Origin of the sequence: Flavobacterium saccharophilum (assembly GCF_900142735.1) — a bacterium.
GTDB classification, from domain to species: Bacteria; Bacteroidota; Bacteroidia; order Flavobacteriales; family Flavobacteriaceae; genus Flavobacterium; species Flavobacterium saccharophilum.
Map to the genome: position 1 here is coordinate 244,121 of NZ_FRBY01000002.1, position 25,892 is coordinate 270,012.

Annotated in this window: 20 protein-coding genes and 1 tRNA gene; 10 read left to right on the forward strand and 11 right to left on the reverse strand. The window is 34.1% G+C overall.

What is annotated here, in order from left to right; translation table 11 throughout:
• Positions 1–14: 14 nt before the first annotated feature.
• From BUA98_RS06525 to pheT, 7 genes are all read left to right on the forward strand, one after another.
• On the forward strand, positions 15–3,110 hold the full coding sequence (locus BUA98_RS06525) for an efflux RND transporter permease subunit (protein ID WP_072970824.1): 3,096 nt from the start codon (positions 15–17) through the stop codon (positions 3,108–3,110).
• Between the two features lie 53 nt (positions 3,111–3,163).
• Positions 3,164–4,474: a TolC family protein gene (locus BUA98_RS06530; protein WP_072970825.1), complete on the forward strand. Its 1,311-nt coding sequence runs from the start codon at positions 3,164–3,166 to the stop codon at positions 4,472–4,474.
• A 27-nt stretch (positions 4,475–4,501) separates the two neighbouring features.
• Positions 4,502–5,365, forward strand: coding sequence for a bestrophin family protein (locus BUA98_RS06535; RefSeq protein WP_072970826.1), 864 nt, complete (start codon positions 4,502–4,504; stop codon positions 5,363–5,365).
• Between the two features lie 188 nt (positions 5,366–5,553).
• On the forward strand, positions 5,554–6,549 hold the full coding sequence (locus tag BUA98_RS06540) for a hypothetical protein (protein ID WP_072970827.1): 996 nt from the start codon (positions 5,554–5,556) through the stop codon (positions 6,547–6,549).
• 153 nt (positions 6,550–6,702) lie between these two features.
• Positions 6,703–8,886, forward strand: coding sequence for a T9SS type B sorting domain-containing protein (locus BUA98_RS06545; RefSeq protein ID WP_072970828.1), 2,184 nt, complete (start codon positions 6,703–6,705; stop codon positions 8,884–8,886).
• Entirely contained in the window at positions 8,879–9,808 is a 930-nt protein-coding gene (locus BUA98_RS06550; protein WP_072970829.1) for a PorP/SprF family type IX secretion system membrane protein, read from the forward strand. Before BUA98_RS06545 ends, BUA98_RS06550 begins: the two co-directional genes overlap by 8 nt.
• 265 nt (positions 9,809–10,073) lie before the next feature.
• Positions 10,074–12,494, forward strand: coding sequence for a phenylalanine--tRNA ligase subunit beta (gene pheT, locus BUA98_RS06555; protein WP_072970830.1), 2,421 nt, complete (start codon positions 10,074–10,076; stop codon positions 12,492–12,494).
• Positions 12,495–12,577: 83 nt separating this feature from the next.
• On the opposite strand, the gene BUA98_RS06560 is transcribed toward pheT, so the two are convergent.
• On the reverse strand, positions 12,578–13,090 hold the full coding sequence (locus BUA98_RS06560; protein WP_072970831.1) for an adenine phosphoribosyltransferase: 513 nt from the start codon (positions 13,088–13,090) through the stop codon (positions 12,578–12,580).
• A 114-nt stretch (positions 13,091–13,204) separates the two neighbouring features.
• Between BUA98_RS06560 and BUA98_RS06565 the strand changes: the two genes are divergently transcribed.
• Positions 13,205–13,278 (forward strand) — tRNA-Arg (locus BUA98_RS06565).
• A gap of 547 nt (positions 13,279–13,825) precedes the next feature.
• Here the strand turns inward: BUA98_RS06565 and BUA98_RS06570 are convergent.
• A complete protein-coding gene (locus tag BUA98_RS06570) occupies positions 13,826–14,683 on the reverse strand; it encodes a LysR family transcriptional regulator (protein WP_072971769.1) in 858 nt (285 codons plus the stop codon).
• A 100-nt stretch (positions 14,684–14,783) separates the two neighbouring features.
• On the opposite strand from BUA98_RS06570, the gene BUA98_RS06575 reads away from it, so the two are divergent.
• Entirely contained in the window at positions 14,784–15,245 is a 462-nt protein-coding gene (locus BUA98_RS06575) for a gamma-glutamylcyclotransferase family protein (RefSeq protein ID WP_086065187.1), read from the forward strand.
• Complete coding sequence (locus BUA98_RS06580) at positions 15,217–16,452, forward strand: MFS transporter (RefSeq protein WP_244279172.1); 1,236 nt, start codon at positions 15,217–15,219, stop codon at positions 16,450–16,452. Before BUA98_RS06575 ends, BUA98_RS06580 begins: the two co-directional genes overlap by 29 nt.
• A 332-nt stretch (positions 16,453–16,784) precedes the next feature.
• Here BUA98_RS06580 and BUA98_RS06585 read toward each other — a convergent pair whose 3' ends face one another.
• The 9 genes from BUA98_RS06585 to BUA98_RS06625 all read right to left on the reverse strand — a co-directional run bounded on the left by BUA98_RS06585 (position 16,785) and on the right by BUA98_RS06625 (position 25,878).
• Complete coding sequence (locus BUA98_RS06585; protein ID WP_072970832.1) at positions 16,785–17,951, reverse strand: serine hydrolase domain-containing protein; 1,167 nt, start codon at positions 17,949–17,951, stop codon at positions 16,785–16,787.
• Positions 17,952–18,047: 96 nt separating this feature from the next.
• Complete coding sequence (locus tag BUA98_RS06590; RefSeq protein WP_072970833.1) at positions 18,048–18,644, reverse strand: cyclic nucleotide-binding domain-containing protein; 597 nt, start codon at positions 18,642–18,644, stop codon at positions 18,048–18,050.
• A gap of 853 nt (positions 18,645–19,497) precedes the next feature.
• Positions 19,498–20,892 (reverse strand): aldehyde dehydrogenase family protein, encoded by a 1,395-nt coding sequence (locus tag BUA98_RS06595; protein WP_072970834.1) that lies wholly within the window; start codon positions 20,890–20,892, stop codon positions 19,498–19,500.
• Positions 20,893–21,007: 115 nt separating this feature from the next.
• On the reverse strand, positions 21,008–21,751 hold the full coding sequence (locus BUA98_RS06600) for an SDR family oxidoreductase (protein WP_072970835.1): 744 nt from the start codon (positions 21,749–21,751) through the stop codon (positions 21,008–21,010).
• Positions 21,752–21,779: 28 nt separating this feature from the next.
• Positions 21,780–22,190 carry a GlcG/HbpS family heme-binding protein gene (locus BUA98_RS06605; protein WP_072970836.1) on the reverse strand — a complete coding sequence of 137 codons (411 nt, stop codon included), beginning with the start codon at positions 22,188–22,190 and terminating at the stop codon, positions 21,780–21,782.
• An 18-nt stretch (positions 22,191–22,208) separates the two neighbouring features.
• Positions 22,209–22,517: a putative quinol monooxygenase gene (locus BUA98_RS06610; RefSeq protein ID WP_072970837.1), complete on the reverse strand. Its 309-nt coding sequence runs from the start codon at positions 22,515–22,517 to the stop codon at positions 22,209–22,211.
• An 89-nt stretch (positions 22,518–22,606) separates the two neighbouring features.
• Positions 22,607–23,401: a type 1 glutamine amidotransferase domain-containing protein gene (locus tag BUA98_RS06615; RefSeq protein ID WP_208857976.1), complete on the reverse strand. Its 795-nt coding sequence runs from the start codon at positions 23,399–23,401 to the stop codon at positions 22,607–22,609.
• Positions 23,402–23,531: 130 nt separating this feature from the next.
• A complete protein-coding gene (locus BUA98_RS06620; protein ID WP_086065225.1) occupies positions 23,532–24,101 on the reverse strand; it encodes a Crp/Fnr family transcriptional regulator in 570 nt (189 codons plus the stop codon).
• A gap of 76 nt (positions 24,102–24,177) precedes the next feature.
• Positions 24,178–25,878 carry a T9SS type A sorting domain-containing protein gene (locus BUA98_RS06625; protein WP_159433454.1) on the reverse strand — a complete coding sequence of 567 codons (1,701 nt, stop codon included), beginning with the start codon at positions 25,876–25,878 and terminating at the stop codon, positions 24,178–24,180.
• Positions 25,879–25,892: the final 14 nt, after the last annotated feature.

A 25,892-nucleotide genomic window follows, 5' to 3' on the forward strand; every position in this document is an offset into this window, starting at 1 on the left:
AATCCTACAACATAATGAGTTTATCAACTACAAGCATAAGAAGACCCGTTTTAACCATTGTACTGAATCTTTTGATTATTTTATTCGGTTTCATTGGTTATACTTTTTTGGGTGTTCGAGAATTTCCATCTATTGACCCGGCGCAAGTTTCTATCAGAACAAATTATACCGGAGCCAATTCAGATATTATTGAATCACAAATTACTGAACCCTTAGAAAAAGCTGTAAATGCGATTGACGGAATTCGAAATATTACTTCTTCAAGTAATCAGGGAAGCAGTAATATTACCATAGAATTTAATTTAGATAAAAACTTAGAAGAGGCAGCAAACGATGTTCGTGATAAGGTTTCGCAAGCTATTAGAAGTTTACCGCAAGATATTGATGCACCGCCTGTTGTATCTAAAGCCGATGCTGACAGTGATGCAATTATTTCGATGACTGTTCAAAGTGATAGTCGTAACTCACTAGAATTGAGTGATTATGCTGAGAATGTAATTTCACAACGTTTAGAAACAATCCCCGGCGTAAGTGGTGTTCAAATTTGGGGACAAAAACGTTACGCAATGCGTCTGTGGATTGATCCTGTAAAATTAACCGCCTACCGTTGTACCGTTGCAGATGTCCGTAATGCTCTTAATGCACAAAACGTAGAATTACCTTCTGGAAAACTAACCGGAAACAATACCGAATTAACAGTAAAAACGGTTGGTAACCTTTCTAAACCAGAAGAATTCAATAATATTATTGTTCGTACTGACGGTGATAAAATTGTTCGTTTGAGTGATGTCGGCGGAGCGGAATTAGGACCTGAAAACATTGAAACCAAATTAAGCCAATCCGGGCTTCCGATGATTGGTTTGGCTATTGTTCCGATGCCAGGCGCAAACTATTTAGACATTTCAGCTGAATTTTATAAAAAATACGAAGCTTTAAAGAAAGATCTTCCAAAAGATATTAAATTAAATATTGCGCTTGACAATACTATTTTCGTAAAGAAATCGGTTTTAGAAGTTGCCGAAACCTTAGGAATTTCAATCATTCTGGTAATTATCATTATTTACTTGTTTTTTAGAGACTGGGCCATTGCGTTCCGACCTTTAATTGATATTCCGGTTTCCTTAATTGCTACTTTCTTTATTATGTGGCTTTTTGGATTCTCGATTAACGTATTGACGTTATTGGCAATTGTTTTAGCAACAGGTCTGGTGGTAGATGACGGAATTGTAGTTACTGAAAATATCTTTAAGAAGGTTGAAGAAGGTATGTCACCAATCGAAGCTGCAATCAAAGGTTCTAATGAAATATTTTATGCCGTAATTTCGATTTCGGTAACACTAGCCGCGGTATTCTTACCTGTAATATTCTTAGAAGGTTTCGTCGGTCGACTCTTTAGGGAATTTGGTGTTGTAATTGGTGCCGCGGTATTAATTTCTGCCTTTGTGTCCCTGACTTTAACACCAATGCTGAACGCATATTTAATGAAAGGCGGCGAGCAGAAAAAATCGAAATTCTACGTAAAAACAGAACCTTTTTTCGAAAAATTAAATAGTGGTTATGCTGATTCCTTAAAACGTTTCATGGATAGAAAATGGATCAGTTTTCCGATTCTTATTGCTTGTTTTGGATTAATCTATTTGTTCTTTACCATTCTTCCAAAAGAAACCGCTCCATATGATGACCGTAGTTCGGTTACGATGCGTATGACAACTCCTGAAGGTTCATCTTATGAATATACAGATCGTTTCATGCAGGAAATTTCAAAATTAGTCGATGATTCGATTCCGGAGAAAAAGGTAAGTTTGGTTATTACAGCCCCGGGTTTTGGAGCTTCGGCTACAAATACCGGTTTTATAAGACTTTCCCTTAAAGAGCCGGATGAAAGAAAAAAATCTCAAAAAGATATTGCTGATCAATTAACCAAATGGACAAAACAATATCCGGACGCTAAAACATCTGTAATTCAACAACCTACCATTGCTGTTAACCGACGTGGAGGTTTACCAATACAATATATTATTCAGGCTCCGAATTTTGAAAAATTAAGAGCAAAAATTCCAGTTTTTATGGAAGAAGTTGGAAAAAGTGATGTTTTCTCGACTACAGATGTAAACCTGAAGTTTAATAAACCTGAAATCAACGTTAGTATCGACCGTGAAAAAGCAGAAAGTTTAGGCATTTCAATCATTGATATCGCTCAGACTTTACAACTTTCTTTAAGTGGGCAACGTTTTGGTTATTTCATTAAAAACGGAAAACAATATCAGGTAATTGGTCAGTTTGATCAAAAAGACCGTTCAAAACCTTTGGATTTAACTTCTATGTTTGTAAAAAACAAAAGTGGTGAATTGATTCAGATGGACAACGTTGTTAAAGTTGAAGAACAAAGTAATCCACCACAATTGTATCACAATAACAGATATATGTCGGCGACCGTTTCTGCTGGTTTGGCTCCAGGGAAAAGTATCAGCGATGGTATTGAAGAAATGGACCGAATTAAAGCAAAAGTTTTAGATGAAAGTTTTACCACTGATTTAAGTGGTGAATCAAGAGATTTTGTTGAAAGTAGTTCGAATACTTCTTTCGCTTTTGGATTGGCTTTGTTATTGATCTTTTTAATTCTTGCCGCACAATTTGAAAGTTTTATTGATCCGCTTATAATTATTCTGACGGTACCAATGGCGGTTGCCGGAGCATTATTCTCTTTATGGTTATTCAATCAGACCTGGAACATTTTTAGTCAGATTGGTACTGTAATGCTTATCGGACTGGTAACTAAAAACGGTATTTTGATCGTTGAGTTCGCCAACCAGTTACGAGAACAAGGAAAACCAAAATTAGAAGCTATTTTAGAAGCTTCTGAAGCACGTTTACGTCCAATTTTAATGACGAGTTTAGCGATCGCATTAGGTGCATTGCCAATTGCAATGTCACTGGGTGCAGCATCTACAAGTAGAATCGGAATGGGAGTTGTAATTGTTGGAGGAACAATTTTCTCTTTAGCATTAACACTATTTGTAATTCCAGCAATTTATTTGATGTGGTCTAAAGCCAGAAAACATTATCCGGAATTTGATCACATTGAAGAATACGAAAAAGAAAGTAAATAATTTATTAGCCGCGAATTTGAATCAATTGAATTCGTGGTAAAAGAAAAAAAAATATGAATACTAAAAGTTTGTTCCGCAGTTTATTCTTCTTCTTCTTTTGCATTACAACTATGAATGCTCAGGAAGTACTGACTATTGGAGACGCTATGAAAATAGCGTTAGAAAATAATTTTGAAATTAAGATTGCAAAAAATAACACAAAAATAAGCGAAACTAATGTAACGATTGGAAACGCTGGAATGCTTCCTGTTGCAACTGCTTCGGTTACTGACAACAATAGCATTACAAATTCATCGCAAACACGTCAGGATGGTACTTCGACTTCTTTGGATAATGCAAAAAACAACAGCTTAAATTACGGAGTAAGCTTAGGATGGACGGTTTTTGACGGAATGAAAATGTTTGCCAGACTGGATCAGCTAAAAGAACTTCAAAAACTCGGTGACACTCAGTTAAAACAAACGATTTTAATCAAAATTGCTCAGGTTAATTCTTCATACTACGATTTAGTGCAACAGCAACAGCAATTGTCTGCATTAGATACTACGATCGTGATTTCGCAACAACGTTTAAAATTGGCTCAAAACCGCTTTAGCATAGGTAAAGCTTCAAAATTAGAAGTTTTAAACGCTCAGGTAGATTTAAACTCAGATCAGGTTGCTTTACTAAGACAAAAGGAGTCGTATGCCAATGCCAAAATATTACTCAATCAATATTTAGCACGTGACCCAAAAATCGATTTTAAAGTCACGGATTTGGTTACCGTTGACAATACATTGGTACTTGCCGATTTAATGGATTTGGCACAGAAACAAAACCCTGGTTTAGAAGCTCAGATCATTAATAAACGTATTGCCGAATTGCAATTAAAACAAGTAAAAGCAGATCGATATCCTGTCGTAAATTTAACTTCAGGCTATAACTTTTCAGAAAGTCAGTCAAGTTTAGGCTTTACCAGTCAGGCTTCATCAAAAGGTTTAAATTATGGTTTTAATGCCACTCTGAATGTATTTGATGGTTTTAATCAACATCGAAATGAAAAAGTAGCAAAACTGGAAATTGAAAATTCTCAAATTGCAATTGAGCAACAAAATATGATTTTGAACACACAATTAAGCACCGCTTTTCAGACCTATTTAACCAACTTAGAATTAATTGATCTTGAAGAAGATAACGAAGCTATTGCGAGACAAAACTTAGAAATCACATTGGATAAATTCAAAATTGGAACTATAACAACACTTGATTTCAGAACAGCTCAGCTTAATTATGTTAATGCAAAAGTACGTTACAGTAACGCACAATATGTAGCTAAATTATCTGAAATTGCATTAAAAGAATTAGCTGGAAATATGAATTTTTAAGTAAATTTGTTTCAAAATTTGACTTAAATGATTGCATACAACACTAAGGAGTGGTTTACTTTTATATTTCGTTTTCATAAATCGGATACTGTTCGAAAATTATTTCCAATAATGATAGCGATCGGAATTTATTCCGGAATTGTAGGATATTTAGAAGTAGGATATTTAGGAATTGACAGTAATAATTACATAAAAAACATTCCATTAATGCATGGAATATTAGGGTTTGTAATTTCGCTTTTATTAGTATTCAGAACCAACACAGCTTACGATCGCTGGTGGGAAGCGAGAAAAATGTGGGGTGCTTTGGTAAACAACAGCCGCAATTTTGCCATAAAACTTTCTGCTATTTTAAAAGACGAGAACGATCGTAAATTTTTCAGGAAGTTTATTCCAAGTTATGCGACTATTTTATACAAACATCTCAATAATTCTGAAACAGCAAAACAGCTTTTTGATGATGTAGATTTAGAATTGGATCATCACAAACACAAGCCTAATCAGGTAAAGCGAATGATGTCGCATAAAATTAATGATTTATACGAAGCTAAAAAAATAACAGGCGACCAGCTTATTATTCTAAATAATGAACTGGTTGCTTTTACTGATATCTGTGGTGCTTGTGAGCGTATTAAAAATACGCCTATTCCTTACTCTTACAGTGCTTTTATCAAAAAATTCATTTTCTTTTACACCATGACTTTACCTTTTGGCTACTCCTTAAGTTTAGGCTATTATGTAGTTCCTGTTGTTGTTTTTATTTTTTACGTTCTGGCAAGTTTAGAACTAATTGCAGAAGAAATTGAAGATCCTTTTGGCGATGATGAAAATGATTTACCTATTAAAAAGATTTCTGAAAATATCAAGAAACATGTGGAGGAATTAATTTAAAAAAAAACCTAAACAACTACAAAACAACCACTTAATCGCTAATATAATACTTTCAACGGGAATATTTTGAAATATTCTCAATAAGAAGTAAAATTTGTAATGATATTTTTAGATACAGTTTGACAGTCATCATTTTCAAGCTGTATTTAAATAATGTTTTATCTTACTAATTTTAATTTCTTATTAAAATGAAAAAAATTATCGTAATGCTGATTTTAGCTTTTATGATTGTCAATTGTACTAACGAGCCTTTAAGTACAGACATTCAAACTGATGCTAAAGAAACGAAAAGTTCATCTCTAACTGCCAAAGGAACTTATTCAGAATGTGATCCCATTTCAATTAACATCATGGCCGGCCAATTTACGAATGCCGGTAAAATTTTAGTTGAAAATGATGCAACAAATCTTTATGTAACCTACAATGCGCTTGAAAATTGGTTTTTTAGTGAAATGCATTTATATGTTGGCTCTTTCGCCAATGTGCCTGCAAAAAATGGAAACCCGATTCCTGGACAATTTCCTTATAAAAAATCTTTTAATCCATTAGTTCAAACCTACACTTTTACAATCCCGCTTTCCAGCATAATTCTCGATGCTAATAAGTGCTTTTACATTGCTGCTCACTCCAGTATGAAAAATATTATTAATGGAACGGTTGTAAGAACTGAAACGGGTTGGGCTGGAGATATTAAATTTCCAGGAAAAAACTGGGCAACTTATTTTAATTACTGCCTTAGAACCTGTACGAATGAGGATCCCCCGGGAGAGACTACTTGCGATACTGCTTATATGTTTGGAAATAACACCTTTAACGGTCTTGGATTATCCGAAAAATGGGGTTGGGTAACTTTTTACAGCAATGTTGTAAATGGTTCTTATACATACAATTTATATGCAGGAGCAGGACAAAATGATATTAGTAAAGGATATTTAGCAGGCACTGTTACCGTTAACGTTCAGGGAAGCAACATCAGTATTACGATCAATGCAACGCATCCAGGAACAGTATTTACAGAAACTCATGTTTACTTATCTGATGCTATTCCGACAACTGCAGCTCCCGGTCAATACGGAAATCAACACTCACTAAACAATACTACGTCTGATACTTACAATCTAACTTATAGTGGAGATGGTAGTTTCTGGTTAATAGTACATGCGGGGGTTTGTACAACTGAATAAATTATATTTTTTTAAGAAAGAGAAAAAGAAGAGAACTTAGGTTCTCTTCTTTTTTATCCTTTCAGAATGAAATCAATTGAAAACCAATGTTTTAAAACATATTTCATTTAAATAGTTAGATTTCTTTCTGGTATTTTTTCCTATATTAGTAAAATGTTAAAGGCACACTTATTAATAGTATTATTTCTATTTGCAAATTTAGGATTTAGTCAGTCTGAATGCTATAATTCAGATTTTTCAGCTGGAACTTTTTCAGGATGGGAAGGCTTTACCGGTTTGTATCATACTCCTAACGCACGAAAAGGCATTGTAGATAACAGACATAAAATCATAACTATTTCGAGCTTTGATCCCAGAACCTGTTATCAGTTATCCACAATACCGCCCGGTGAAAACTTTTCAGTAAGACTGGGAAATGAATTAGGCGGCAGTGAAGCGGAAATGCTGGTTTATACAATGGACGTCACACCAGAAAATAGCATTTTTTTATACAAATATGCTATTGTAATTGAAGATCCAGGTCATATACCTGAGGAACAGCCTGAGTTCAGTGTGCAAATAACAGATGCTGCCGGAAAAACAATTGATCCTTTATGTGGTGCTTACAAAGTTTATGCAGGTCAGGCAGATCAGGATTTTAATACCTGTATTTATGATAATCCTTTAACTTACAAAAAGAGTACAGTACGGTGGACAAAATGGAACACAGTTGGTATCAATTTGTCTGCTTATATAGGAACAACCGTTAAAATTGAATTCACTACAAAAGATTGTGCTTTTATACAGCATTTTGGGTATGCCTATATTTCTGCTAAATGTGCTAAATTAAAAGCTGATTTAAAATTATGTGGTAATGATACTACTTTTGAATTAAGTGCACCTTACGGGTTTAGTAAGTACCTTTGGACTTATAAGGGTCAGCTAGTTGGCCTGGCGGAAAGAACAACAACTCTATCTTTGACAGCTTATCCTGAAGGTGCCATTTTTGAATGTACTATGACTGCTTTTAGTAATTCGAATGTCTGTGAATCAAAAATACAGATTGCGCTGACCAAACCCGCAAAAATTACACCTTTGTTTGAAACAACCAGTTCCTGCATTACCGAACAGAGCGCTTTTAATCCCGTAATTTTTAAAAACCAAACCGTAGGTAATTACCCTGATTTAAAATGGAACTGGGATTTTGGAGACGGAACAACTTCAAATGAAAAAGATCCAAAACATGTTTTTATTTCTTCGGGAAATTATAGCGTAAAACTAACGGCCGAAACCGAAAGTGGTTGTTCATTTAATATAATTAAAGATGTTTTCATTGACAATAATCTCATTTCAGAGCCTGTTTTAAATCCTAATCAGACATTTTGTAATCAAAATGCGACTATTGGTGCTATAAATGCAAATAATCAAAATCTGAAATGGTTTAGTTCGTTAGCCTCTCCTATTGAATTGCCAGATACAACAGCTTTAGTTGATAAAACTACCTACTATGCTTCGATAAGTAATGGCTGCTTAGGAAAACGACTTGCTTTTGTTGCCTCCGTTTTAAATATTCCTCCTCCCACCGGCACTGATACACAGTATTTTTGCGCGATTGACAAACCAAAACTTGCGAATTTAGCTGCAAAAGGTAATGGAATAAAATGGTTTAAAAACCTAACAGATTTGAATGCTTTAAATTCTTCGACAACATTAAATAATACTACCTATTATGCCTCGCAAACCGATTTAAAAACTGGCTGTGAGAGTAAAGATCGTCTTAAAGTTAATGTCGTTTTGCAGGATCCGGTAAATACTTTAACTACAGGTTATAAGAAGGAATTGTGTTTAGATGACGAATTAATCATTCGGTCTTTGAGAGATGAAAACGCAGAAATGATTTTTTATGATTCAGAAAATGCTATTACTCCCCTTTCGGATAGTACTCCTATTCGTAGCGGAGCTACTTATTATGCTGCCACATTTGACCCTGAAACTAATTGCGAAAGTATAAAAAGAGCCCCTGTATCGGTTTCAACAATTAAATGTGAATTGGTTGTATATAATTCTATCACAATCGATGGAAATAATATGAACAATTACTTTGTAATAAAAAATATCGAATTTTTTCCTGAAAATACCGTTGAAATTTACAATCGTTTTGGCCAATTAGTTTATAAAACAGCTAAATATGGTATAAATGAAAATTATTTTTATGGAGAAGCAAATGCCGGAGAAGTATTTCAAAAGAGTAAAAAACTACCAACGGGTTCCTATTTTTATATCATAAACTTTAAGAAGACTGTTTCATCAGAAAATAATTTGCGAAAAGGTTTTCTTTATATCAGCAACAATGAATAGCGCTTTAAAAAAAATACTCGTTTTTGTTGCAGTCTTACTTTTACCTTATGTTGTTATATCACAAAACGATGCTAAATTATCGATCTTCAATTATAATCCATTGATTTACAACCCTGCTTATGCAGGTGCAGCTGATGGACTTAATATAGCCGGTATTTATTCCACACAATGGTATGGGTTTGATGGTGCACCAAAAACACAATATTTGTCAGCAGATACCAAATTACCTTATCAAAAAATAGGACTTGGATTAAGTTTGTACCATGATGTCATTGGACCGGCGAGAGAATATAATATTGAGGGAAATTTTGCCTATTATCTCGATTTAAACTATAAATACAAATTAGCATTAGGACTAAAATCCGGGTTGAACTCCTATAAAGTCGATATCAACCAATTGGAGGTTTATCAACCTGGCGAAGATGTTTTTAATTCTGGTTTTGCAAACCAGTTATCACTAGTCATGGGATTGGGTGTAAACCTTTATTCAGATAAATTTTTCATTGGTATTTCAATACCAAATGTATTGGCGTCGAAGTATTATAATGCAGATAATTCAACCGTTCTTTCAAAAAGAAAAAGCAATTATTATCTAAACACAGGTTATAGATTTGAATTGAGACGTGATGTTAGTTTAACACCAGCAGCATTGATTCGGGTTACTGAAGGAGCACCGGTAAGCGTCCTTACCTCCTTAAATTTAAATTGGTATGAAAAATACATCGCAAGTTTAAATTTTGATTATAACTCCAGCGTCGGATTACTTTTTGGTGTTCGTTTATTTGACAATTTTAAAGTTGGTTATTCTTATGATCAATCCATAACCAAATTTAGTCGTTACAATAATGGCACTCACACCTTCCTTCTAACCTATACTCTATTGAACGAAAACAGTGAAAAATGCAGCTGCAAAATTTATTAATTTTATACATGTTTGATGAAAGATTATTATCTGTAAAGTCTGAAAAACTCAATTGTTTACCACCGATAACATCATAAAAAATAAAATTCACTTCTGCATTTATCTTTTTATGAATAATTAATAAAATAATCTTTTCTAAAACACAGTACGCTGCAAAAACTGGTTTACAATAAATTAAAAACCCATCAAAAAAACCAAATAAATTGTTTCCAACTCCAACTCGCAATCCTTATATTTGTATCCTCATATAAGAATAAAATATAACATGAAAATATCTTACAACTGGTTAAAACAATTTATTAAAACAGACTGGACATCTGAACAAACTTCAGAATTGCTGACAGATTTAGGTCTGGAAGTCGAAGTTGTCGAAAAATACCAGTCAATAAAAGGTGGTTTAGAAGGAGTTGTTGTAGGACACGTACTTACTTGCGAAAAACACCCTGATGCCGACAGATTAAAAGTTACAACTGTAAATATTGGTTTAGAAGCTCCTGTGCAAATCGTTTGTGGAGCTGCTAATGTTGCTGCGGGACAAAAAGTTCCTGTTGCAACTATCGGAACAGTTTTATATGATAAAGAAGGAACCGAATTCACTATTAAAAAAGGAAAAATTCGCGGACAGGAAAGTCACGGAATGATTTGTGCCGAAGATGAATTAGGTTTAGGTACTAGTCATGAAGGAATTATGGTTCTTGATGATGCTTTAAAACCAGGAACACCAGCTTCTGTAGTTTTCAAGATTGCAAATGATGAAGTATTCGAGATTGGATTAACGCCAAACCGTGCTGACGCGATGAGCCATTATGGAACTGCGCGTGATTTAAGAGCCGGAATGTTGCAGCGTGGTGTAAATATCGAATTGATCACACCATCTGTAAGCAACTTCAGAGTTGACATGCGTACCTTAAAAATCGATGTTAATGTAGAAGAACCTCAATTAGCACCAAGATATTGCGGGGTAACTATTTCAGGAATTACGGTTCAGGAATCTCCTTCGTGGTTACAAGATCGTTTAAAAGCTATTGGATTAACTCCAAAAAATAATATTGTAGATGTCACTAATTATGTTTTACATGAATTGGGACAGCCTTTACACGCGTTTGACGCAGCAAAAATCAACGGAAAAATAATTGTAAAAACCCTTCCTGAGGGAACTAAATTTACCACTTTAGATGATGTTGAAAGAACATTGCACAAAGAAGATTTAATGATTTGCGACGAAAAAGGTCCGTTATGTATTGCGGGTGTTTTTGGAGGAAAAAAATCAGGAGTTTCAGACGGTACAACTTCTATATTCTTAGAAAGTGCTTATTTTGATGCTGTAAGTATTCGTAAAACGGCAAAAAGACACGGATTAAACACAGATGCTTCTTTTAGATTTGAAAGAGGAATTGACCCAACAATTACAGAATATGCTTTAAAACGTGCAGCCATTTTAATTTTGGAAGTTGCAGGTGGTAAACTGACTTCTGATGTAGTGGAAGTTTATCCTAAAAAAATAGAAGATTTCTCTGTTTTATTGAATTTCAGTCATGTTTACAAAATTATTGGACAGGAAATTCCAAAAGATACCATCAAGAAAATACTGGTTTCTTTAGATATCAAAGTAAACAGTGTTTCTGATTCTGGTTTAGGATTGACAATTCCGGCTTATCGTGTGGATGTGCAGCGTGAAATTGACGTAATTGAAGAAATCTTAAGAGTTTATGGGTACAACAACATTAATTTCTCTAAGAAATTCAATGCAACTGTTGCCAACTCACCAAGAACGGAAGATTATAAAGTACAAAATGTAATTGCTTCTCAATTGAATTCACAAGGTTTCCATGAAATGATGGCGAATTCATTGACTACTGCAGCATATGCGAAATTGTCAACTTCGCTAAAAGAAGAACACAATGTAACCATGCTGAATCCGTTGAGCAGTGACTTATCTACAATGCGTCAATCGTTATTGTTTTCAGGACTGGAAGCTATTTCATACAATATCAACAGAAGAAATTCTGATTTAAAATTATTTGAATTCGGAAAAACATATCACAAGTACCTTAACGGTTATGAGGAACACAAGCATCTTTCATTATTGGTTTCAGGAAACAGAAATAAAGAAAGCTGGACAAATCCTCAAAAAACTACCGATTTCTTTTTAATGAAAGGATATGTAAAAGGAATTTTAGCACGTTTAGGAATTGATAAAATTTCGAATGCTCCGGTTCAAACTGATATCTTTTCAGAAGGAACTGCGATTTGCTACAACAATGATACTTTAGTTGAAATGGGTGTAGTTAAGAAATCAATTTTAAAGCATTTCGGAATCAAACAAGATGTTTATTATGCAGATTTCAATTGGGATTTAATCCTAAAAATTATCACTGGTAAAATCAAATATTCTGAAATTCCTAAATATCCTGAAGTTCGTAGAGATTTAGCTTTGCTAATTGACCAAAGTACAACCTATGAAAGTATCTTTAATTTGGCTAAACAAACTGAGAAAGCGCTTTTAAAAGATATTAATTTATTTGATGTTTATGAAGGTAAAAATCTTCCGGAAGGCAAAAAATCATACGCCTTGAGTTTTACCATTCAGGATAATACAAAGACCCTTACAGACAGTCAGATTGATAAAATAATGTCAAAACTACAACAAACTTTTGAAACTGAACTTGGAGCAGTTTTGAGATAGAAAATATGTCTTTATAAATAAGAAATCCCAATTCTACTAAATTTAGAATTGGGATTTTTTTTTATTCTTCTCTCTTCCGAAAATTAATATGTAATAGCCGAAAATATAGGATAGTTTCTAATTTTTTCTTTACCATTTAAAAAACTTAACTCCATTAAAAAATTACACTGAATAATTTCACCGCCTAATTTTTCAACTAGTTCACAAACTGCTTTTGCTGTTCCGCCAGTAGCCAAAACATCATCATGAATTAAGACGCGATCTCCCTTCTTAATAGCATCTGTATGCATCTCCAGTCTATCTAAACCGTATTCGAGTTCATATGAGGCTGAAATCGTTTCAAATGGCAACTTCTTAGGCTTTCTAACGGGAACAAAACCTGCATTCAATTCTTCTGCCAATAATATACCGAAGAAAAAACCACGACTCTCCGCTCCTACCACCTTATCAATTTTTTGCCCTTCTAAAGATTCTACTAAAATTTTGAGGCATTCTTTCCTTGCAATTGGATCATTTAATAGCGGAGTGATATCTTTAAACAAAATTCCTTCTTTAGGAAAGTCCTGAATATCACGTATATAATTTTCAATCTTCATTTTTTTTTATTTTTATGTTATTTTATGCTTGCATATCTCGCATTTATACCTATCTTTGCACCCGCAATAAGCAATCAACAAAGCTACGAAAAAATAGCTAATTGATAACAAAAAGGCCTCGTGGCGCAACTGAATAGCGCACTTGATTACGGCTCAAGAGGTTACTGGTTTGAATCCAGTCGAGGTCACTACAAAGCCAAACGGCGTCAATTAAAGACAATTGACGCCGTTTTTTATTTATAGAATTATTAATCAATACCTTCGTATTTTTTTTGTTTTTGTTTCCTTTTTTAAAGACATAAAAATCAGGAAATAGTTGATAAAAAAAAATGACCAATCTAATAAATATAACAGAAATTGTAAATTCAAAGTGCAATAACTTAACAGGATTCGAGCACTACATGTATAGCAAATTAGAGTTTCACACTCGCATGGATTCCTATTTTTGAGAATATTTCCGTAAGTCGTTATTAAGGTTTTAAAACACGGCATAACACATATATATTCTACAAATAATTCAAAAATTAATTTTGCAGAGTTTTGTGACAGAATCGTGGCGCATGGAGTTTTTGAAAAGTAGAAACTTAGCAAAATCAAGGCTTGACGAGTTTAGGTTCGAAACTGCAGATACCAAGATTATGATACAAAAATATGAGTATTACAGCCAGGAGATTATACTTTCTAACTAAACAAAAATATGCTAATTCAAATGATTTTGATTTAGCATTTTTAAAACTATAGATAATTCTGAAAGGCTTCAGCTGCTTTCTTTTGGTAGGCATCTTTAAGAGATATAACCGTTGCTTCACGTAGCATATTTTTGCCCTGGATGGGAATGGTTGAAAGACCTATATCATCAACACTAACTTGCGTCAGAATTGTATTCCAAACACCCGTTTTAACCAGTTCCAACAATGTAGAAATATCATTTATTTCGACCAGTACATTAGGTTTGAGTTTTTTTAGTTTCAACAGGTTGTTTATGAATTGAATGGTACTGTACCCGCTGTCGGGAAAAGCAAGAGGCAAATCCATGATTTCTTTCAAGGAAATGGAAGATCGTCCTGCAATATTAGAATTTTTAGAAACTACCAAGGTCATAGGAGAAGAAAACAAGCTTCGATACCTGAGATGCACATCATCAGCTTGTTCTCTAAAGGTTAGTACAAAATCTAATTCGGTAGAATTAAGCCTATCTATCAGTTCTGTCGATGTTCCAAATACGATCTTCACTTTAATATCAGGGAATTTTTCCGAAAACAAAATCAGTGCTCTGGTAAGAAGGTTCCGTAAAGCATAAGTAACACCTATTGATAAACTCCCCACATTGAGATTATTCAGATCTTTCATCATTATAAGCCCATCATTGGCACGGCTAACACTTTGAAATGCAAATTCCGAAAACAGTAATCCAGCCTCTGTGAGTGTAATTCTTTTTCCAATACGGTTGAATAAAGGAACATTAATTTCTTCTTCCAATTGCTTTATCTGCTGTGAAAGGGTACTCTGACTTATATTCAGTTGGTTGGCTGCTTCTGTAAAATTGAGAAGTTCCTTAGCTTTCAGAAAGTATCTAAGCTGACGTAGTTCCATTTTTAAATCGGTTTTTACGATTGATTTAATCGAAATAAAGCGTTTTGCAAATTTATAAAATCTACAGAGATTTGCAGTATTAATATAAATAATTTTAAAGATGAGTGATTCTTCGAACCTTCCTCTCTTAAACAAAAGAAAGGACATCGGTACTATTACCTTAAAAACACTTGATCATTACGATTTATCTAGTAAAGAAAAAGATTTTTTAAGTCGGCACAAACCAGAAAACAAACTAATCATATACGGCACACTTGCTCCGGGTAAGCCGAACCATCATAAGATAAGCCACATCAAAGGCGAATGGAAATCGGGTCTATTGAAAGGGGGAAAACTTGAAACAAAAGGCTGGGGTGCAGAACTTGGCTTTAACGGTTTTGTACCAGTTTCTGAGAATGAACAGACAGATATCCCCTGCTATGTTCTCTTTTCAGACGATTTGCACAAAAACTGGGATTATCTGGATGAATTTGAAGGCAGTGGCTATAAACGAATACTAGCGATATATGAACTTGAAGACAAAAAACAGAGTATTGGGTACCTATACGCAATCAACGGCTAAAAAGCCTTTTGTACTGCCCTTACTAGAAGATATAAAAAGTAACGAAAAGGTTGATAAAGAAAGTAAAAGGTTCCGGAATATACAATTGACTATTTTTCTTTCTGGACTTTCGGTTTTTGCACAATTATATCTTTTTCAGCCACTCTTGTTGACACTAGCCAATGAATTCGGAATTTCGGCAGGTGATAGTTCATGGCTGGTATCTTCCTCTACACTAGGAATGGCTCTGGGTCTTTTATACTTTGCATTCAAATCAGACAGTTTCTCCCGTAAAAAGCAGATGCTTTTTGCAATGGTATCTTCTTCTATTCTGACCATTGCTTCAGTCTGGATATATAATTTTCCGCTTCTTATTTTAATTGGTATCATTAAGGGTTTTGTTATAGCGGGAGTTTCATCTGTTGCATTGCCATATTTAACTGAAGAAGTAAAACTTTCCGCGTTAGGTCTTGCTATTAGCATGTATCTTAATGGAAATACAATTGGGGGAATGAGCGGCAGAATTGTAACTACAGTCTTGTATGGTGAAATAGGTTGGCGCAATACAATAATGATTATAGGCATTATCAGCATGATCTTATCAGTTGTCTTCTGGAGATACTTTCCCCAGTCCCGTTTTTTTCAACCACAAAAGACAGACTTTACTCTGAAATATAGGGAAATGAAAAGTTTTGTTTTTGATTCATACATGTTGCGCTTATATATTATAGGCTTTTTGATAATGGGAACTTTTGTAAGTATATATAATTACCTTACTTATAACCTGGAAGCTCCACCCTTTTCATTGAGCCATATTTTCATCGCTTTTATTTTTATGATTTATACTTTTGGTTTGCTTGGCACTACTATCATCGGAAGGTTATCCGAAAGATTTGAAACTCGAACGCTTCTAATCAGTTCCCTTTTGTTAATGATTATAGGCATAATATTATTGCTTTCAGGTAGTCTAATGTTCGTTATCGTGGGGCTGATAATTGTAACACTAGCTTTTTTTGCTTCACACACTATGGCAAGCCGAATGGTGGTGTTGCACGCCAAAACAGGCAAAAGTTCCGCTACCTCACTCTATTGGTTATTCTATTATTTGGGTTCGGCAGTTATGGGAAGTGGTACTGGATATCTTTTACATGCTACTTCTTGGAGCGTTTTTGTATGGTTACTTGCCGGAGCAGTATTTGTCACGCTTTTATTATCCTATAAAAGTTGAAAATCTCATTTAAAGATATTGATCACGCAAATGCTAAATCAAAAGCAATAATCACAACTCCGTAGTAGTGAGATTGATTTGTAATTCTAATATGTCCTAATTAATATTAGGTGTCAATCAGTATGTATATTTCTCATATGCTCATTGACACCTTTTTGTGGTATTTAAAATATCCGTATTTGATTTTTTACCTGATATCGCTATCTTGATCTTTACTTTGCTAATATCATTCTATTAGATAGTTATTTTGCATTTATATTCCAATAGAATTTATACGATATAATTTACTAACATTATCGCGTTTTACACCTTGAACAGTTATTCAGGTAACACTATTCACAAGCACTCAAAGCCAAGTCGTTAATCTCAGCTACACGGTGCAAATGTTCAATACCTTCTATAAATCCTGAACTTAAAAAAGCAACTGTTAGATCTCGTTCTGGGTCAACCATCCAAGCTGTTGATCCTCCACCCATTCCCGCTATTGCTTTTTCAGACGCAGTACTACCGCAGGGAGTTAAGAAATGTCCTTTGCCACGAGTATAACCCCCAATAAGATGAAAATTAGCAGGAAAAGACACGCCTCTTTTCTCGTTTTCTGCAAAATCCCAAGCGTGGTTAATCATATCTCCGGTACTGTTTTGACTTGCATACTCAAACAATGATTTAGATATCAAGCGATATTTCCCGGTATTTCCCTGTTGACGCATAGCATCAGCAAATTTAAATAAATCGTCAATGGTTGTAAAGCCTCCACCGCCAGGCACAATGCCATTTGCAAAGGAATCAAGCATTGTTGCTGTGACAGCAGATGAAGGTGTACTCATTTTTTCAGTATAGGCAACTGGAACACGGCGAGAGTTGTTTGGTTCTGACAGGCCAAATGAAGTGTCATACATTTCTAATGGTTCAAACAGATCTTCACGGGCAATGTCTTTAAATTTACGCTTTTTAGGATCAGTTAATTCTATCATTTTTCCAACCAAAGCATGACTTGCAATTTGAGTATAAGCAGAACGAGAACCAGTTTCGTAAACGAGCGGTTGTGAAGAATAAGCTGTAATCATTTTATCCAAATCAATCAAATCAGCAATAGAGTAAGGAAAAGGCGGAGCAATTGATGCATGCACTCCCGCTGTGTGGTTTAGCAAGTGGCGAAGCGTAATTTTGTCTTTACCAAATGTGCTGAAATTTGGAATTATATCACCAACAAAAGTATTTAATGACAATAGTCCTTTATCTACAAAATGTAGTGCCAATGCAGATGTAAAAGATTTAGCACAAGACATCGTCAAGTAAAGATCTTCAAAACTACTTTCACGCAAGCCACTGGCAGTACCAAAAGTTTTTCTGTATCCAATTTTGCCACCACGAGCAACAATAACTGCAGCCCCAAAAGTTTGACCATTATCAATGCGTTTCTGAATGGCATTATCTAAATTCTTTAAAGCCTGTTCATTCAATCCAATTTCTGACGGTTTTTTGATTTCAAAGTCCATATTTTTTTTACATTTTTTGCTATTCTTAGAGCAAAGATAAACTCGTGAAAAACAATTCTTCTTAAATTAATTTAAGAATTAAAAATGCAACACTATTTATTTATCCCTTAATAATGTTGCTTTTAAATTACTATACCAAACGGGTGTTAATCCTAAGAAACTTGCGATATCTTTCGATTTGAATCGATGAAAAATATCTGGATAATTTAGCCAAAGCCATTTTAAAAATTCTATTTTTGAAAGGCCAATTTGATGGTTTTGAATTTGATTCATGAGTCCGAAAGATTTTAGACTTCCTTTTAATGCAAACTCAAAATAAACTTCATCCTTCAATCCTGATTTTAGTATATCGAGAATATTAATCTCTAAAACTTCGGTGGATTCATTGGCAACAATTTGATATTGAACGAATGAGTTATGACTATTTATATAAATACTCCCTACAATAGGAATTAAATCTTCAGAATGAAACATAATCGCTCGTCGATCGCCCTTCTCTGTAAGAACATAACGTACCATACTTCCTTTTAAAATATAGAAAATTTTAGAACTTTGAGCCTTTTCCTCTACTAAAACATCATTTTTTTTACTGGTAAAAATTCGAGCATTTTCAATAAGAACTTGCATAAATTCTGAACTAATTTTTTTTGGAAAAATCGATCGAATGATTTTAATTTGTTTAGAAGTTAGCATTTCATAAAAAAAAATGTTAGCAATCGGGTTCTCTCGTATATGTAAGAATCAAATATAAGAAATTAAATTCTTTAAAAGTTAATCCACTAATTTACAGAATGACTTAAATATAGATATCTGTAAACATTTGATTTTTTGTTTCAAGATGTGAAAAACCTCAATTAAAAAGAAGAAATCTAGTATTAGTGGTAATTTAGGAGTTGGAGCTAAAAACTTTTTAATCTATGGAAGGGACCTCTTTTGCTACAAATAATTAAGGCGGTTTTTAAGACATTTCATTAGACTGCCTTTTGTGGCAGAATCGGGGCACACCAGTATTGTAAAAATAGAAAACGAGCTATGATAGCCAATCCAACTGTTAGGTTCGAATCTGCGGCTGAACATTTATTTTATTCTCCGACTAAATTTTGTTCAATAAAAATTACATTTTTCAATAGCTAAGCCAATACGAGGTTTACAGTAATTATTAGTTATAAATCGGCATCAATCCCCAACAGGACATCCAAACCAAATTGCTCAAGCCACTGAAAGTCATGCCCTACCGGTAGTAAGCCAATCTCTTTAAATCTTCTATAAAATTTATTGAAATTTGTCCTTTAGAGGTCACTACACAGCCAAATGGCGTCAATTGAAGACAATTGACGCCATTTTTTATTAAAAAAAAACTAAAAATCAACACATTAGATTATTTTTTTTTATTTTCATTTACTTTTTTAAAGGGATCACGTGAAAATTCTAGGGTTAGGCAAAAAATAAAGTTTACAACTTTTTTTTCATCCAAAAACATATCACTGTACATCTTCGAAATCTTCCGGTAAAAAAATAGTACTATGCTGATCAGTTTAAAAATCAATTATAGAGATTTGCTTTTAAAAACCATCAATTTTTCTCTTATCATATCATTTATAGTGTAGGATATGCCTCCCATTCCAAGACCGGAGGCATCTCTTCCTCCAAACGGCATCCAGTCTACTCTAAAAGCAGTATTGTCATTAATCATTACGGCAGTTGCATTCAGTTTTTTTGTAACATCTAATGCAACATCTAGATTTTTTGTAAAGACAGCGGCCTGAAAATGAACCTCCAAAGCATTTGCTTTTTTTATAGCTTCTTCCCTATTTGTAAAAGGATAAATACATACAACCGGACCGAAAATCTCGTTTGTTGATACTTTAGAATCTTCTGAGGGATTAAATAAAACTGTTGGCTGAAATGTTGTATCAGAAATACGTTTTCCTCCAGTTATTAATTTTGCCCCTTCTTCAATTGCTTCGTTAACCCATTCTTCAACACGATTAACTTCTTTTGGAGTTATAAGCGAGCCTACATCTGTCTTTTCATCAAACGGATTTCCAACGATTAATTTTTGGGTTGCCCTAGAAAATTCTTCAATAAAACGGTCACAAATTTCCTGATTTACGTAAATTTTCTGAACCGAAACACAAACCTGGCCTGCATGGTAAAAACCGCCTTTTACCAAATCCGGAATCATTTCGCTAAAATCGGCGTCACTTTCTACAATGACCGGTGCGGCACCACCATGTTCTAAAGCAGCACGAGTTCCGGGAGCTAGTTTACTTTTTAAAGACCATCCAACTTTTGCTGAACCAATAAAAGAGAAAAAATGAATTCTGGCATCTGTAACTAACAATTCGGCAGTTTCATTATCACATAAAACGACTTGCAGCCATCCTTCAGGTAAACCAGCTTCATTTAAAATATCAGCCAAAGCAAGACCCGATAATGGCGTACTACTTGCGGGTTTAAATATAACCGGACAACCTGCAGCAACTGCCGTAACGATTTGGTGAACCGCTAAATTTAGCGGATGATTAAACGCACTAACAGCAACCACAACGCCAATAGGTTCTTTTGAAGTAAAAGCAATTCTGTTTAACGAAACTTCTGTAAGTCCCATCGGGATTTGTTCTCCTTTTATTTGTGATATGTGTTCGGCAGCCAGTTTTACACCTTTGATGGCTCTCAGTATTTCTGCTTTCGAATCCTTATAAGGTTTTCCGCCTTCGCTTATGGCGATATGTATTAATTCCTCGCTTCTTTCATTCATTATAAAAGCTGCTTTTTCTAATATCTCAATTCTTCTAAAAGCGGGAATCCAACTAGACTGGTCGTTGAATAAGTTTTGAGCAGTAGTCAATATCTTTTCGATATTACTTTTATCAATTAAAGGCAATTCTTTTACAAGACTTTGATCGTATGGGAATATTATTTTTGTGGTATTTTCCATAAATGTGATTTTAATATGTAATTCTAAAAAACCATGGTTTACTCTTGAAATTATTACATCACGGTTTGTTCCTTAAATTTAGTCAAATTGCTTATAAAAACAATCCATTTTCTCATTAAAAATCCTGAATAGTAGGTCTGATTACAATTTCGTTGATATCAACATCTGCAGGTTGTTCAATAGCAAAAGCGATTGCTCTGGCTACTGATGAAGCAGGAATAGCCAATTTATAAAACTCGTTAACTCCTACAGCACTTTCCTGATGGTTTGTACTTAATTTTAGTTCCGAATCTATCGCTCCGGGTTCAATCGTTGTGGTTCTTATATTTCGTCCAACTTCATGTCTTAGTCCTTCACTTATGGCTCTTACAGCATATTTTGTTCCGCTGTAAACTGTACCTCCTGGACTGAAAACTTTGATTCCTGCAACAGAGCCCAAATTGATAAAGTGACCCGATTCTTGTTTTTGAAAGATAGGCAAAGCGGCAGCTATGCCGTAAAGCACACCCTTAATATTAATGTCAATCATACTATCCCATTCATCAGTTCTAACTTCTGACATGGGTGCAATAGGCATTATACCGGCATTATTAATCAATACATCAATTTTTCCGTAGGTCGTTACGGCTTTATCTACTAAGGCCTTTACTTGTACTTTACTGGTTACATCGGTTACCTGATATAGCGCTGTTCCGCTTTTTGCATTAATATCGCTTACAATCTGTTCTAATTTATCTTTACGTCTTGCCCCCAGAACAACAATAGCTCCTTTTTCTGCAAGATATTTTGCTGTTTCTTCACCTAAGCCACTACTGGCTCCGGTAATCACAATAACTTTGTTTTTAATATTATTTTCCATTTTAATTTATGTAATGATTTTGTGTGATTTAACTACGATTTTGTAAAGCATTGGCACCGGCAATGGCTACTTCCCGATCTTGTTCTACAGAGCCTCCGGAAACACCAATTGCTCCAATGCTTTTATTATTTCGATCTTTTAACAATACGCCTCCGGCAAATGAAATAAGACCGCCATTTGAATGTTCGATATTATAGAGAGAACCGCCAGGCTGCGATAATTTTCCAATTTCTCCTGAATCAATATCAAAGAAACGCGAAGTCTTTGCTTTCTTTATTGCTATATCTGCACATCCCAAAAGTGCTCCATCCATTCTTAAAAAGCATTTTAGATTGGCTCCTTCATCAACTATGGCAATATTCATAGCAACTCCAATTTCTTTTGCTTTAGCCTTTGCTGCTTCAATAATTTTTTCAGATTGATTTAATTTAACATTCATAGTTTGCATGTGTTTTATTTACAAATAAGGTACAGGCGTAGCTAAAACAATTTCTCTATTATCTAATAGAGGAACAATATGACCCAAAATTAAATTTTGGAAATAGGATGAATTTCTATGTGCTGCAACTGCAGTTTCATTTGTATATCCTTCAAATAATAGTATTATATTTTTATCTGAATTACTTTGATGAACTTTATAAAACAGGTTTCCATTTTCTTGGATACTTTCGTCATGTACTGTTTTTAGTATATTTAAAACGTTTTCAACCTGACCTTCTTTAACTTTCCATGTCGCAAAAACATGAACCTGATTTTGATTTTCCATTTTAATTTTTTTTTATAATTATTTTTCAGTTTTAATAATAAAATTATACTGACCTTCTCTTCTTTAAAAAGGTCAATACAATTAAGAAATTACTTTTTAAGAGATTCTAATATGATAATCATCTTTTCAGCTACTCCTTTTGCAGAAGCAGGATTTTGTCCTGTAACCAGATTACCGTCTGCAATACTGTGAGCAGACCATACTGCAGCTGCGTGAAATTTTGCGCCTTGTTTCGTTAAGGCAGTTTCAAGCAAGAAAGGAACATCAGCAATAGCGTAACCTCTTTCTTCTTCATCTGTAAAAGAGGTAATGTTTTTACCATTTACCAGATAAGTTCCGTTGCTTAGTTTTACATTTAATAAAGCTACCGGACCGTGACACACTGCTCCAACAATTGCATTTCGTTCGTAAGTTTCTCTAATCACTTTTTTCAAAAGTTCATTTTCCGGCATATCTACCATTGGCGCTAATCCTCCTGGTACAAAAACCGCATCATATTTACTAACATCAACCGTTGAAAGTTTAACCGCTTTCTGCATCGCTTCCCATCCTTTTCCGGTTAGAAAAGCAAGATTATCAGAATCATTTGCAAGATTAAGCGCATCTAAATAAGGTGTGTCTCCTGTTAAACTTGCAAAATCTATTTGGTAATTTGCTCTGTCAAATTCTGCATACGGATGTGCAACTTCTGGAAGAAATGTACCTGTTCTTCTGTTGTTTGGTCCAATTGCATTGGCATTCGATACGATAATTAAAATTTTCTTGTTCATTTTTGTTTCGTTTTTAAGGGTTGTTTTTTGTTTTATTGAGGTGTCTTCTTTTTTAGTTTGTCCATAAGAAGATAAAAAGGCAAGTGCCACTGATAAAATCATAATCTTTTTCATTTCTATAAATTTTTAAGTTGTTAATGAATTATTTATAGGGCAAATTTATGCCAGCTCTACTCCTCAGTACGAGGAGAAAAGTCACAAAAAAAGTGTGATGAGAATCACACTTTGAGAATTAATAGTTATGTTATTTGGTGTTAGAGTAAAGCCTGCTAAGGGTTTCGCGGCTGACACCTAGATATTCAGCAATATATTTCTTGGGAATTTTTTGCATAAGATTTGGATACAGATTTGCAAATTCTTTATACCGCTGTTGCGGATTATTAGCCAGTAACGAAATTACCCTTTGCTGAAGAGCTATATAGCCTTTGGTGAGTTTTACCCTAAAAAAATGCTCCATTTTATGAAGCGTAACAGAGAGTTTTTCTCTACCTTCAAGTGTCAGGCATAAAACCTCTCCCGGCTCCATACATACTACGTACATGTTTGCCGGCTTTTGATTGAAATATGAAATATAATCAGACATCCACCAGTTTTCGGTAGCGAATTGCACGATGTGTTCCTTTCCGTCTTCATCCAAATAAAAAACTCTGAAAATACCGCTCATTATGATATATTCATATTTGGCATCATCTCCTTGCTGAATAAGATATTGATTTTTTAATACCCTTCTTATCGTAAAAAATGGTTTAATAGATTCAAACTCTTCATCCGTAATGGGAATAATTTCTTCAATATGTTTTCTCAGTTTTTCCATCATTTGTTTTTTACCTTTTCAAAGGTATATGATTTACAGTATTATATTCTTTTTCAACAGGAGGTAATCTTAAAGCTTATCTTTTTATTATTTTAGACACATAACTCTTGTTATCAATTTCAAATTTTATGAAATATAGTCCTGAATTCAGTCCTGAAATATTGATTTTATTTATTTCAGATCCTTCCATTAGTTTCTGTCCGTTAATACTAAAAATTTGATATTTATCAACTTTTATCTCAGAATCAATAGTAATGAAATTTGTTGCCGGATTTGGATAAATATTGAATTTAGAAACTTCCATTTTATCAGTTCCCAAGCCCAAAGTAGTTCCAAATTCATCTGCTCCGCAATCAATTATTCCACCTTCAATTCTTAATTCATTATAATAATCCGTTTCGGTATTGGCAGCAACATAAGACGGATTTCCGGCATTTTTGCTCGGAGAACTTGTCAGAAGATGAAAATCAGGATTTGTAATCGCAGCGTTTGTTAATTGTGGATTTGCAAATATCGAATTTGAGTTTGTTTTTGTTCCCGATAAAAAAGAAGCGAATCCCGTATATTGCGTTCTGTTCCAGTCTGCTATCAATTTAGTTGTACCAGCCTGACAGAAAAATGTATTGTAATTAAAATTTAAACTTGGTTGTGTTAGCTCTGCATAGGCTACAATATTTTGGGTTCGGGTATAAAAAATATTGTTTTGAATACTACTATTTTCACTGTAAGAAAGATATAACTCTCCGTTTCCTGAATTGCTGTAATCATTAAAATAACACGTATTGTTTTTAAAAGAAGAATTGATAACTTTTCCTGAACCTGACGGATAATCAAATCCTCCCATTGCTAAAGCACAAATTTGATTGTCATAAAAAACATTGTTTCTAATAATAATTCCATCAGTAGTCTGGCCAATTTTTTCGCATCCAACTTCTATTCCGTAACCATTATGATAGGACGTATTGTTTTCAACCGTTATGTTTTTTCCTCCGTCTACATAAATCCCTCCGGAAGTTGAATACGCAGCAATGCAATCATGAGCAATATTGTTTTTAACAAGCCCGTTTCTTGCCTGATCGTTTGCAGGAGTTGGGCAAGTGCCTTCGTGACCAATAATATCGATACCAATGTTGGTAAGATTATGAACGTTATTGTTACTGACTTCAAACCCGTTTACATTTCCGTTAACAGCAATTCCTTCGCTGTAACCTAATCTGCAATTATACAATTCATTATTTTGTATTTTTAAGTTTGTAATGGCTGTTGTTCCGTTTGTGCCAAATACTATAATTCCCTGCGCATTTACGTTTTCATTTACAGCCGCATTTACATTAGCTGAGAAATGAATATCGTGTATTTTACAGTTTTTAATTATAATAATATCCCCACTTCCTTCAACTAAAATTCCCTGAGCCGTATTTTGAATATTGTTTTGCAGCTCGATCCCATCAATAGTTATGTTGCTTTTATTAGTGATAGCAAGAATAGCATCCTGAGTTGTTATTCCTGTTGCATCGATAACAGGAAGTGTTGCTGAATAATTTTTTAAGGTAATATTGCTTTTCGCAATTGTAATCTTTTCTAAATAAGTTCCCGGAAAAACATTTAAAATTCCATTGGCCGGCAATTGATTTAAGCCATATTGAATTGTTTTCCAAGGTGAAGAAAGAGAACCGGAATTTGTATTACTACCTGTTGCAGCAACATAATAATTGGTTTGTCCGAAACAAAAATTAGACAAAATGCAAAAGATTAAAATTATTGTTTTTCTATTCATTTTCTTTTTTCTTT